General features: G+C 68.9%; 12 protein-coding genes. 7 read left to right on the top strand and 5 right to left on the bottom strand.

The genetic code is table 11. The features are described 5' to 3' along the window. Positions 1 to 261 precede the first annotated feature (261 nt). Together OHA40_RS22060 and OHA40_RS22055 are read left to right on the top strand one after the other, a co-directional pair. Positions 262 to 657, top strand: a complete 396-nt coding sequence (locus OHA40_RS22060; protein ID WP_330228788.1) for a VOC family protein — start codon at positions 262 to 264, stop codon at positions 655 to 657. Positions 658 to 659: 2 nt separating this feature from the next. Further along, positions 660 to 1028: a VOC family protein gene (locus OHA40_RS22055; protein ID WP_330228787.1), complete on the top strand. Its 369-nt coding sequence runs from the start codon at positions 660 to 662 to the stop codon at positions 1026 to 1028. 193 nt (positions 1029 to 1221) lie between these two features. Here OHA40_RS22055 and OHA40_RS22050 read toward each other — a convergent pair whose 3' ends face one another. The 4 genes from OHA40_RS22050 to OHA40_RS22035 all read right to left on the bottom strand — a co-directional run bounded on the left by OHA40_RS22050 (position 1222) and on the right by OHA40_RS22035 (position 6509). After that, the gene (locus tag OHA40_RS22050; RefSeq protein WP_330228786.1) at positions 1222 to 3750 is read right to left on the bottom strand and encodes an ABC transporter permease; all 2529 of its coding nucleotides are present in this window, start codon (positions 3748 to 3750) and stop codon (positions 1222 to 1224) included. Positions 3751 to 3784: 34 nt separating this feature from the next. Next, the gene (locus OHA40_RS22045; RefSeq protein ID WP_330228785.1) at positions 3785 to 4558 is read right to left on the bottom strand and encodes an ABC transporter ATP-binding protein; all 774 of its coding nucleotides are present in this window, start codon (positions 4556 to 4558) and stop codon (positions 3785 to 3787) included. A gap of 74 nt (positions 4559 to 4632) precedes the next feature. Then, the gene (locus OHA40_RS22040) at positions 4633 to 5556 is read right to left on the bottom strand and encodes a serine hydrolase (protein WP_330228784.1); all 924 of its coding nucleotides are present in this window, start codon (positions 5554 to 5556) and stop codon (positions 4633 to 4635) included. An 80-nt stretch (positions 5557 to 5636) separates the two neighbouring features. Beyond that, positions 5637 to 6509, bottom strand: coding sequence for a LysR family transcriptional regulator (locus OHA40_RS22035; RefSeq protein ID WP_330228783.1), 873 nt, complete (start codon positions 6507 to 6509; stop codon positions 5637 to 5639). A 231-nt stretch (positions 6510 to 6740) separates the two neighbouring features. Here OHA40_RS22035 and bla (OHA40_RS22030) point away from each other — a divergent pair, with 231 nt between their 5' ends. From bla (OHA40_RS22030) to OHA40_RS22010, 5 genes are all read left to right on the top strand, one after another. Beyond that, positions 6741 to 7604, top strand: coding sequence for a class A beta-lactamase (gene bla / locus OHA40_RS22030; RefSeq protein ID WP_442944070.1), 864 nt, complete (start codon positions 6741 to 6743; stop codon positions 7602 to 7604). A 9-nt stretch (positions 7605 to 7613) separates the two neighbouring features. Next, entirely contained in the window at positions 7614 to 8552 is a 939-nt protein-coding gene (gene bla / locus OHA40_RS22025) for a class A beta-lactamase (RefSeq protein ID WP_442943785.1), read from the top strand. Between the two features lie 175 nt (positions 8553 to 8727). Continuing rightward, entirely contained in the window at positions 8728 to 9147 is a 420-nt protein-coding gene (locus tag OHA40_RS22020) for a YciI family protein (RefSeq protein ID WP_330228781.1), read from the top strand. Between the two features lie 15 nt (positions 9148 to 9162). Next, the gene (locus OHA40_RS22015) at positions 9163 to 10449 is read left to right on the top strand and encodes an RNA polymerase sigma factor (RefSeq protein ID WP_330228780.1); all 1287 of its coding nucleotides are present in this window, start codon (positions 9163 to 9165) and stop codon (positions 10447 to 10449) included. 137 nt (positions 10450 to 10586) lie between these two features. Then, the gene (locus OHA40_RS22010; protein ID WP_330228779.1) at positions 10587 to 10862 is read left to right on the top strand and encodes a hypothetical protein; all 276 of its coding nucleotides are present in this window, start codon (positions 10587 to 10589) and stop codon (positions 10860 to 10862) included. Positions 10863 to 10974: 112 nt separating this feature from the next. Here OHA40_RS22010 and OHA40_RS22005 read toward each other — a convergent pair whose 3' ends face one another. Further along, positions 10975 to 11916 carry a hydroxymethylglutaryl-CoA lyase gene (locus OHA40_RS22005; protein WP_330228778.1) on the bottom strand — a complete coding sequence of 314 codons (942 nt, stop codon included), beginning with the start codon at positions 11914 to 11916 and terminating at the stop codon, positions 10975 to 10977. Between the last annotated feature and the right edge of the window lie 141 nt (positions 11917 to 12057).

The following is a 12057-nucleotide window of genomic DNA, read 5'->3' as shown; positions in this document are numbered from 1 at the left end:
GTTCCCCGCAGTCAGGTCTCGGTCGGTTGCCGCATTCTCCGCCAACCGCACCGGATCGCAGCGGCAAGTCTCAGTCGGTCCCGGCACGCCGACCGGAACCGGTTCTGAGCCGGTCGGCTCATCACACACGTCCTGTTCTGCCGACGAGTGGATGGTGAGCCGTCGGTTGCTGGGGCCTTGCTCGGCTGTTTCAGTCGCACGGCCTCGGCGCGATATCCGCCGAACCGATGAGTTCGGCGGCTTCGTGTCGTCCTTACCGGTATGACTACACCCACCATCGGCAGCCTGTTGTTGTCCAGCACCGACCCGGCCCGGCTGCGGGACTGGTATGCCTCGGCATTCGCGCTGAAGGTCGACCGCACGCCCGGCGAGCCCGGCTACGATGTCCTCGACTTCGGCGGCTTCTACGTACTGATCGACAGCCGCGACGACGTCGGGGGCACCAACCCCGAGCCGGGTCGGGTGATCCTGAACGTCGACGTGGACGATGCGCGGGCGGTAGCGGGTCGCATCGATGATCTCGGAGGGCGCTGGGTTGCCGAGCTGGACGACCGCGACGGCAGTCTGTTCGCCACGGCGATCGACCCGGATGGAAACTACGTTCAGTTCATTCAGCTGAGCCCGAAGCATCGGGCTGCGATGGCCGAGAGGAGCTAGTGATGCTTGCCGACAGCAGAGCGTTCAGTGGGTTCTCGGTGGACGACGTCGATGCGGCCAAGACGTTCTACGCCGAGACGCTGGGAATACGGGTTTCCGAGGAGAACGGGATGCTCAACCTGCACCTCGGCGGCGGGGCCACAGTCCTGGTGTATCCGAAATCGGACCACACGCCCGCGACATTCACGATCTTGAACTTTCCGGTCCCGGACATCGAGGCGGCCGTCGACGAGCTCACCAGCCGCAACGTCCGCTTCGAACGGTACGAATTCGCCGAACAGGACGAGAAAGGCATCCACCGCGGAGGCGGTCCCCTGATCGCCTGGTTCACCGACCCCGCGGGGAACGTGTTGTCCGTCATCCAGGAGTGACGCTTCAGACCGAACGGCGTACTCGGCCCGTCCGCAATGAACCGCGGCGCGACGAGGAAGCCCAGGCCCGTAGAGGTTCGCCACAAGCGGCCGGATCACCGCCGCTTCGGTGGCCGCCATTCGCCTGTATCGAGCGCGATCAGCCGCATCCCCAGTCCGTGCGGCGCACAATCATGGTGCGCCGCACGGGTTCTCAGAGGTCGGCGATAGCCGCGAGGGGCGGCGTGCGTGCGGCGCGGACCGCGGGCCATAGTGCGGCCAGCACACCGACGACCGCCGAGCTGATCAGGACGAGCACCAGTTGCGTCCACGGGATGGCGATCTGGTCCAAGCCGAAATCGCGCAGGGTTCGCAGGAAGCCGACGCCGAGGCCGAGGCCGAGCACCATGCCGACGATCGCGCCGAATACCGCGATCAACATCGACTCGAGATAGATCGTCCTGCGCACCTGCATGCGCTGCATGCCGACCGCGCGCAGCATGCCGATCTCCCTGCGCCGCTCCACCACCGACAGCGCGAGGGTGTTCACGATGCCCAGGATCGCGATCACCACCGCCAACGCGAGCAGACCGTAGAGGATGGCCAGCAGCGTGTTGATCTGCCTGCCCTGCGCACCCTTGAACTCCTCCCGGTCCTGCACCTGCACCACAACGAATTGCTCGGTCGCCTTCTCCAGGTCGGCGCGCATCTCGGTGATGTTCGCACCCGGCTTCGCCTTGACCAGCACCAGGAAGTTGGTCCGGAAGTTGAGCGGAACCACCTCGTCGTAGACGGCTTGCGACACCACCATGGGACCGAGCAGCGGAGTCTTCTTGTACACGCCGGTCACCGTGAGCGAAACCTTCTTGCCGTCGAAACTGGTCAGGCTCACCGGTTCGCCGACCTTCCAGCCCCGTTTGTCCGCCTCCTCGTCCGACACGAGCACGTCGCGGTCGCCGAGAGTGCCACTACCGCGCACGATTTCGTAGTTCAGCACGCCGTCCAGCGGCCCATCCGCCGACGCGGCGAACACCTGCTCGTCGCCGATCTTGAAACCGGCGCCGCGGAGTCCGACCACCTCGGCCACCCCGGGCACTTTCGTGCGGGCCGCGTCGGCCGCGCCGAACGGCACCCCGAGCAACTGCGGACCCGCGAGCGCGTAGTCGGCTCGCACCCCCTTGTCGATCAGCACGCCGACGCTCTCCTTGGCCGACGCGCCCAGCATGCCGATCGCCGAGACCAGCATCAGCCCGAGCGTGAGCGCGAACGCCGTCGCGGCGGTGCGCCGAGGGTTGCGCGCGGCGTTGTTGCGCGCCATGTGCCCGATCGACCCGAACGGCCGCACCAGCACCCCGAGCCCGGCCACCACCGGCCGCGACAGCGCGGGCGCGGCGAGCAGCACCGCGAAGATCAGGCCGAGCGCGCCGACGCCGACCGTCGCGGCCGCCGTGCCGCCGGTGCGCTGCGCACCCAGCACGACGAACCCGACGCCGAGCCCGGCGAGCACCACCCCGATGGCCGTGCGCACGCGCAGCGACTCACCGGTGGACGCGAACTCCTCACGCATGGCCTGCACGGGTGGAATCCGCGCCGCGCGACGTGCGGGCGCATAGGCGCTGACCATCGTCACCGCGAGACCGACGAACAACCCGACCACGATGGTGCGCGGCAGCACCGCCATCGATCCGGTCGGCAGCCCCAGGTCGAAGGCGTTCAACACCGCCGACAGCCCGAACGCCAGCCCGACGCCGCCCGCGAGACCGATCGCGCTGCCGATCAACCCGATGACGAACGCCTCCGCCACCACCGACCGGCCGACCTGCTGACGGCTCGCGCCGACCGCGCGCAGCAGCGCCAGCTCGCGCAGGCGCTGCGCGACGATCATCGAGAAGGTGTTGTAGATGATGAACGTGCCGACGATCAGCGCAATCGCACCGAACGCGAGCAGGAAGTAGTTGATGAAGTTGAGCGCGTTGGAGACTTCCTTCTTCAGGTCGGTGCGGACCTGATCACCGTTCTGCACCTTGTAGCCGGGCAGGTCCCTGCCCAGATTGTCGCGCAGGCCGTCGCCGGGGATGCCGCCGGCCGCGAGATCCACATAGGCGACGTGCAGGCCGTCGGTGAACAGCTTGCGCGCCTGCGTGTCGTCGAACAGCACACCGATGAAACCGCCGGTGTCCGCAGGGAGTTCGTAGATGCCGGTGAGGGTTACGTCGATCGGGTCCGGCTGCGACGGGATCAGGATCTTGGTCCGGTCACCGACCTTCAGCCCGGCCCGCTCGGCTCCGCCGGTGTTGAGCGCGATCTCGCCGGGGCGCGCGGGTGGGACGCCCTGAGTGAACTTCTCCGGCTCCGCGACGGCCTTCGCCGGCGGCAGGTAGGACTTGCCGAAGGTGGGCGCTCCGCCGGTCTGCACAGCTTTCTTGCCCGCCGGATCGAGCAGCACCACCGGCCCGTTCACGCTCGGGGCCACCGTGCGGACGCCGGGGTATTTCGCCAGCTCGTCCACCACGTTGTTCGGAATGCCTTGTGCCTGGCGCTCTTTCGGGCTCACTCGGACGTCGACGCCCTTGGCCTCGTTGGCGAAGATCCCGTCGAAGGTGTGCTGCAGCGTGTCGGTGAACACGAACGAGCCCGCGATGAAGGCGGTGCCGAGCACCACCGACAACAGGGTCAAAGCGAGCCGGACCTTGTGCGCGGCAAGATTGCGCAACGCAACTTTGCGCATCGGACTTCCAGCCATCACGCCCACCCCTGGTTCTCCCGCGACCGCCCGGTCACGCCTGCTCCAACGCTTTCATCCGGTCCAGCACGGTGTCGGCGGTCGGATCGCGCATCTCGTCCACAATGCGACCGTCGGCCAGGAACACCACCCGGTCGGCGAATCCGGCCGCATGCGGCTCGTGCGTCACGATGACGACCGTCTGCCCGAACTCGTCCACCGCGGCGCGCAGGATCGACAGCACCTCCTCTGAAGCGCGGGAGTCCAGGTTGCCGGTCGGCTCGTCGCCGAAGACGATCTCCGGTTTTCCCGCCAGCGCCCGCGCACAGGCCACCCGCTGCTGCTGCCCGCCGGACAGCTCACTGGGACGGTGGGTGAGCCGATCGGTGAGCCCGAGCCGCTTCAGCACCGTGTCCAGCCAGTCCTGGTCGGGTTTGCGCCCGGCGATGTCCAGCGGCAGCGTGATGTTCTCCAGCGCCGTGAGCGTCGGCACCAGGTTGAACGCCTGGAAGACGAACCCGATGCGGTCTCGGCGCAGGCGCGTCATCTGCTTGTCGGACAGGGTGGTGAGGTCGGTGTCGCCGATACGGACGGTGCCGGAACTGGCGCTGTCCAGCCCGGCCAGACAGTGCATCAGGGTCGATTTCCCCGATCCGGACGGGCCCATGATCGCGGTGAACTCTCCCTTCGCGAACTCGGTCGACACTCCGTCCAAGGCCCTGACCTGGGTATCGCCCGATCCGTAGACCTTCGTCAGTTCGATAGCGTGGGCCGCGACATCGGTCGTGACCGCGGTGTCGGTGGTGTCGCCCAAGGCTTGCGAAGTCATGTCGTCCAGTCTTACCGGGATCCTGTCCACATGCCATCAGGGAAGACCCCGAGTCTGCGGGTGTCGTGGGGCCGTCACTCCTGCGGCAAGGGGCGGCGGAGCTCGGTGACGGCGATGCGGGCGGTCTCGGCGATGGCGGCGTCGACGACGGGCAGCTGCGGGTCCGCGCGCGCCGCACGGGTGAAAACCGCGACGGCGACGGGATACTCGCCGGGGAACTCCACCACCGCGACCTCGTTGCGGATCACGCCGATGGTTCCGGTCTTCCCCGCGACCGACACGCTGCGGTGCGGGAAAGCGGCGGCGATGCGATGCGGCCAGACCTGGTAGCGCATGACGGTTCGGACGAACTCGGTCTGTTCGGGAGACAGCAACGTGCCGCTCCATAGTGTGCGCAGGAACCGGGTCATTTCCTCCGGTGTCGTCGCGCTCGTGTAGGAGGGGTCGTATGCCGATACCGACCACGCGTCGTCGTTCTCCGCCAGGATCGCGAACGCCTCGGCGGTGGTGTGGGTGTCGGTGTCGCGGACCAGGCTGCGGTGCAGGTCGGCGGTGCCGCCCACGATTCGGGTCTGGGTGAGACCGAGGTGGTCCAGCAGTTCCTCGACCGCACCGAGACCGGTCGCGCCGAGCAGCACATCGGCCGCCGCGTTGTCGGAGACGGTCATCATCGAGGTCGCCAGGTCGCGCAGGCTCATGGTCACCGGGTCGCGCATGACGGCGATGCCGGTCGGGCCTGGCGTGCAGTCGGACGGGGTCACTGTGAGCCGGGACGTGGGATCGATGCGCCCGGCGTCGACGTAGCGGCAGAACGCGACGAACAGCGGCAGTTTGTACACCGACGCGACGACCACCCGCTCTCGACCTCCGATGGAGATCTCGGCCCCGGAGTCGTCGCAGCGGCGGGCGTGCAGCCAGCCGGTACATCCCGCATCGGCGAAGACGGCGCGGATCCTCTCCTCGGCGGCATGCCCGTCCGTCGCCCGACCGCCGCTCAACGAGTCGCTCCGCGACGCTTCCCGCCCACCCGTCACCCGACCGCCACCTCTCAACGAGTCGCTCCACGACGCATCCGCCATCAGAGGCGCTCCCGGTACAGCACCCGGTCCACCGCATCGGCGTGGGTGTCGGCTCCCGGACGGTGGACGACGCGCACCCGCAGGGCGACCGCCTGCGGCGCTATGCGCAGCCAGGTCACGCCCGGCGTGGCGGACGGAGGAGTCGCCGTGAGCCCGAAGCTCGTTCCGGCGGCCACCGCGGCGAAGACGGTGCGGTCATCGGGCGCGGGCACGGTCGGCGCGTCCAGGCCTCGCTCGCGCAGCAGGTCCAGCACGGCATCGAAGGCGGGCGGGTTGGTGGCGCGCGGCGGATGGGCGAAACTCAGCCCGGCGAGCATGGGGAAGGTGGGGCGTTCGGCACCGGTGCTGCGGTGATCCGACGGCACGACGAGCCACCGCGGCACCTTGACGACCGGGCGCGCCTCGACGCCGTCGACCAGGGCCGGATGCTCGATCACCGCGACGTCGCAGAGGCCGGCGCGGACGTCGGCGATGAGATCGACGGTCGTGCCCACCGCGGTGGACACCGCGGCGCCCGGGGCGACCACGGTGCGCAGTGCGCCCACGCAGGCCGTGACCATCCGGTCGGGCAGCGCCGCGGTCGCGCCCCAGTGCACGGCGCCGTGGGCGTGCGCGATGCGGTGCGACTCGGCGAGCAGACGCTCGGCGTCGTCGACGAGCAGCCGAGCGCGGGGCAGCAGCTGGAGACCGGCCGAGGTGAGCACGGCCCCCTGCCTGGTGCGGTGGATGAGGTCGACGCCAAGGTGCCGTTCGAGCCGCCGAAGTCCCTGGGACAGCGGTGGTTGGGTCATGTCGAGCGCGGCCGCCGCCCTGCCGAAGTGCCCCTCGTCCGCGACGGAGACGAAGAAGCGAAGGTGGCGGATCAGGTCCATGCGGTCATTGAACCAGTGGGTTTCGGGAGATCGGTTTCGCTGCCCGGCCGCGGTCTGCGCCGGAACCGAACCGCGCGGGCGAACCTGCGGCGATATCGAAGTCAACTCGTCCGCGCCGGGGTCTGATATTGGCGCCTGCCGCCGTGTCGATGGTGTGGTGCAGCGGTGACCTTCTCAGCACTTGCTCACCGTGTCCCGCTCGGTCGTCGCCGGCTTCTCGCCGCCGCGGCGATGTCCGCGCTGACCGCCGTCACCGCCGCGTGCGGGTCCGGCAGCGATGCGTCGGCGAACCCGAAAACCACACCGGCTGCCGCGACCCCGTCGTTCATCGAGATGGAGACCAGCCACGCGGCACGGCTGGGTGTGTACGCGATCGACACCGCCTCCGGCCGCACTATCGCTCATCGGGACAGTGAGAGGTTCCCGATGGCTTCCACATTCAAGGGTCTCGCGTGCGGCGCTCTACTGCGTGACCATCCGCTGTCGACGGGTTACTTCGATCAGGTGATCCATTACCCCCGCACCGATCTCGTCGAGTATTCGCCGGTGACCGAGAAGCGCGTCGACACCGGCATGACCGTTGCCGAGCTGTGCGACGCCGCGATCACCATGTCGGACAACACCGCGGGCAACCAGCTGCTGAAACTCCTCGGCGGTCCGGAGGGTTTCACCGCGTTCCTGCGTTCGATCGGCGACAACACCTCGCGCCTGGACCGCTGGGAAACCGAACTGAACACCGCCATCCCTGGCGACGAGCGCGACACCACCACACCCGCGGCGCTCGCCGCCGACTACCGCGCCCTGGTCCTCGGCGATGTGCTGGCCGAACCCGAACGGGAGCGATTGAAGTCGTTGCTCATCGCCAATACCACCGGGGGCCAACGTATCCGTGCCGCGCTGCCTGCGGGCTGGACCGTCGGCGACAAGACCGGCAGCCCCGCCTACGGCGGAGCCCTCGATGTCGCCATCGCGTGGCCGCCCGGACGCGCCCCGCTCGTCATCGCTGTCCTGACCACGAAATTCGAGCCGAACGCCAAAGCCGACAACCCACTTGTCGCCAACGCCGCCCGTGCGGTCGTCGAGACGCTCGGGTAAACCGAGACCGTGACTTCATCGCCGACCATCGCTCGCCGCACCCTACTCCGAGCGGCATTGCTTCTCCCGCTGGCCGGATGCGCGAGCGGCACGACGTCTGCGCCCCCATCCGATCCGATCGGTGGGCCGGTCTCCGCGACACCCGCGCCCTCAGCGGCGAACGACTCCGACACCCGCCTGGCCGAGTTGGAGCGGAAGTTCGACGCACGCCTGGGGGTGTATGCCCTCGCCACCGGCACCGGTGTCACCGTGGCCTACCGAGCGGACGAACTATTCGCGTTCTGTTCGACGTTCAAGGGATTGGCGGCCGCAGCGGTCTTGCAACGTAATCCGTTGTCGCACTTGGATACCGTCGTCACCTACACGGAAGCCGATCTCACGAAGAACGCATCCATCACGCCGCGGCACGTGGCCACGGGGATGACGATCCGTCAGCTGTGTGACGCCGCGGTCCGCTACAGCGACGGCACGGCAGGCAATCTCCTGCTCCGTGATCTCGGCGGGCCTGCCGAGCTGACGGCGTATGCCCGCAGCCTGGGCGACACGGTGACCCGGATGGACCGGATCGAGCCGCTGATCACCGAGGCCGCTCCGGGAGACCCGCGAGACACCTCGTCTCCCCGAGCGCTGGGCACCGACTATCACAAGATCGTACTGGGCGACACGCTGCCGGACGAGAAGCGCGCATTCCTCCGAGATCTGTTGGAGCGCAACGCTACCCGCTCCGGCGCTCGACGAATCCGGGCGGGGATCCCGCAGGGCTGGACCGTCGCCGACAAGACGGGGACCGGTGACTACGGCACAGTGAACGACATCGCCATCGTGTGGCCTCCGGGTTCCGCACCGCTGGTCATCGCGATCATGTCCAGCAAGGCCGACCGGGATGCCGCATACGACGAGGCCCTTATCGCGGAGGCCGCGGCATATGTGGTGAACACGCTCACGTGACTCGGGCTCCGCCAGGTCTGATCCCGTCCGGCGACCCACTCGACGGCTGATGTAGCGAGCAGTTCACGCGGTCGGAAAATTGGTTCGGCAGTTGTGTCGATCTCCGGTATTCCCCGTTCGACCTGAGGATGAGAGGGTCCGAGAGACGGACCCGGATCATCCAAGGAGACCGACCATGAAGTACATGCTGATCTGGCGCGCGACCGACGAGGCCCTCGCGGGGATGGCGAATGCCGACTTCACCGAGATGCTCGAGACCATAGGCAAGTACAACGACGAGATGATCCGGGCGGGCGTGCTGCTCGCCGCGGAAGGTCTCGACGACGCCGCCGACGGCGTGGTCATCGACTACTCGTCCGAGACTCCCGTGGTCACCGACGGACCCTACGGCGAGACAAAGGAGCTGTTCGGCGGGTTCTACATCCTCAACGTGGCATCGAAGGAGGAGGCGATCGAGTGGGCCAAGCGGGCGCCGATCACCGGGCCCGGCTTCAAGACCGAGATCCGCCGGGTCACCACCATCGACGAGTTCCCGCAGGACAACGAGTGGATCCAGAAGGAGCGGGCATGGCGCGAAGCCACCGGTCAGCTGTGAGCGGATCGACGTGCCATGGCCGATCCCACCGGCCGTGAGGCCGTCGCCGCCGTCTGGCGGATCGACTCGGCCCGGATCGTCGGTGCGCTCGCGCGGTACACCGGCGACTTCGCGCTGGCTGAGGACCTCGCCCAGGAGGCGCTGGCCGAGGCACTGGTGACCTGGCCCCGCGAGGGCGTGCCCCGCAACCCCGCTGGGTGGTTGCTCACCGTCGGACGGCGTCGCGCGATAGACGCGTTCCGCCGGCGCTCGGCCCTCGACGAGAGGTACACCGCCCTCGCCCACAATATGGGCGAGGGCGGTGCCGTCGCGGGGAGGGCACCTGCGGATCCGGTGCGGGACGCCGAAGACGTGCTGTGGGATCCGGACCAGATCGACGACGACGTGCTTGCGTTGATGTTCATCTCCTGCCACCCCGTGCTGCCGCGCGAGGCGCGGGTGGCGCTGACGCTGCGGGTGGTCGGCGGTCTGACCAGCGACGAGATCGCCACGGCGTTCCTCGCCCCGACCGCGACCGTGCAGGCCAGGATCACTCGGGCGAAGAAGACCCTGGCGGCGGCGCGGGTGCCGTTCGAGGTGCCCCAGGCCCAGCAGCGGGGCGAGCGGCTCGGCTCGGTGCTCAGCGTGGTCTACCTGATCTTCACCGAAGGGTCCTCGGCCAGCTCCGGTGACGCTCTGATCCGGCTCGACCTCGCGAGCGAAGCCCAGCGTCTGGCACGGGTGCTGGCCCGGCTGATGCCGAACGAACCGGAGGTCCACGGACTGCTGGCGCTGCTGGAGCTCACTGCGGCACGCTTTCCCGCGCGCACTGGGCCCGATGGCCATCCGGTGCTGCTCGAGCACCAAGACCGCCGCCGCTGGGACCGCGCCGCCATCCGCCGGGGACGAGCCGCGCTGACCCGCGCGGAGCAGGTCGGCCGGGGCCTGGGCGCCTACGGCTTGCAGGCTGCGATCGCCGAATGCCATGCTGCCGCCGCATCGTTCGATGCGACGAACTGGGAGCGCATCGTGCTCCTCTACGAGGCACTCGGCCGGCTCGCGCCGTCACCGGTGGTCGACCTCAACCGGGCGGTCGCGGTTTCGATGGCACAGGGACCGGCCGCGGCGCTGCCGATCGTGGACGACCTGCGGGCTACCGAGTCGCTGGCGAACTCCCACCTGCTGCCGACGGTTCGCGGGGAGCTGCTCACCCGATTGGGACGCACCGACGAGGCGCGCACCGAACTGGAACTCGCCCTACGGCTGTGCCGTAACCGGCGTGAGCGGGCCGTGCTGCATCGTAAGCTCGCCGACCTCGGCTGATTCGTGATCCGCCGCAGAACTCGTGCCGCGGACACCGCAGCGGCGAGTCGGGTGAGCTGAATGGATAGCCGCAGGTACGTTGACCCCGACGCATTGTTTGCTCGCAAGTTGCCCAACATGTCGAGAAGGGACAGGAAATGAAGCGTGTCGCATCCATCGTGACGGTGGTGGCGGGTGCGGTCTGTGGTGTCGTGCTCGCGGCTGCTCCGGCCTCGGCGGCGATTCCGACCGGGGTGTTCTGCGCGGGTATGACGTGCGTGAACTCGACCTCCGTACCGCAGGTGGTACACGGGACGGCGGTGTGCCCCACTGGGAGCTCCCTGCCGGTCAATGCGCTGATCGAGCCGCTCGGCGTTCGTGTCATCAGTGTCGTGTGCCCAATGGGCGCCCAGCCGATGGGCATCAGCTTCTGACCTGGGCCAGGTGCACCCGAGCGATGTCCGCTCCCGCTCCGGCCCGGACGTCCTCGGGGACCAGGTCGCATTCGCCCTTGGGAATCGACGACGGCTCCAGGTCTTTCCGCGCCTACACCCGGGGATGACCGGCACGCTCCCGGTCGACGACCCACTCGAAGGCAGAGGCTTCCGATCGGGCGCCCTCGACGGCGCGGGAGCGATTGGGTTCACCGAGTGCGGCGAGCAGTTCCTCCGACATCTCCACCAGCGCGGCCAGCGTGGCCGGAGTGAACCACGGTGGTCTGGTCGCGAACAGGATGTCCTCGGAGGCGGTGTTGCCACTCGCGCCCGGCGCGAAGGGGCACCCGCCGAGTCCGCCGAGCGCACCATCGACCATGTCCGCGCCCGCCGTGACGGCGGCGAGGGTGTTGGCCACGCCCATCCCCCAGGTGTCGTGGCCGTGAAAGACGATGCGCCGCTGGGGTGTTCGATCCCGTACCGCCGTGACGAGCGCGGCCACCCGGCCCGGATGCGCCTGCCCGAGTGTGTCGGCGAGGACGATGTCGTCCGCGCCCTCGGTGCGGGGATCGCGGGCGATGGCGAGTACCCGCTCCGGGTCGACCGGACCGTCGAAGGGGCAGGTGAACGACGTCGCCAGGCACAGCTGGATCGACCCGTCCACCTCGCGGGCCAGGCGCACCGCGTCCGGCATCGCGGCGATGCTGGCCTCGGTGTCGCGCCCGATGTTCGCCCGATTGTGCGCGTCCGACACCGAGAAGCAGTACTGGAAGTTGCGGACCCCCGCCGCGGCGGCTTTCTCCACGTGCCGCGGCGTGGCCACCCACACCCAGCAGCGGCGCAGTTCCTCGGGCGTCAGCGCGGCGACCAACTCCATCGTGTTCGCCATCGGCGGGACCAGGTCCGGGCGGGCCATCGAGCCGATTTCGAGCGCGGGCACCCCGAGCGCGAGCAGGCGGCGGACGAGATCCACCTTGTGCTGCACCGGCAGCGGTTTGCCGGTCAGCTGGAGTCCGTCGCGCAGCGTGACGTCGCGTAGCAGCGGTGCGGTCATCGTTGCTCCCGCGCCTGGCGGCGGCCGCACATCACGCCACCCCAAAGCTTTTCGCTCGCCCCGGTCGGATTCGGCTGCACCGTGGGCCTGCTGCTGGCCGGCGCACGGAATTCTCGTGCGCCGCGTCCCGGCGGACGCCTG

The sequence above is a fragment of the Nocardia sp. NBC_00508 genome (genome assembly GCF_036346875.1).
Lineage (GTDB): Bacteria > Actinomycetota > Actinomycetes > Mycobacteriales > Mycobacteriaceae > Nocardia.
The sequence above is the reverse complement of the archived record's forward strand: the minus strand, read 5'-3'. Positions and strand labels throughout refer to the sequence as shown.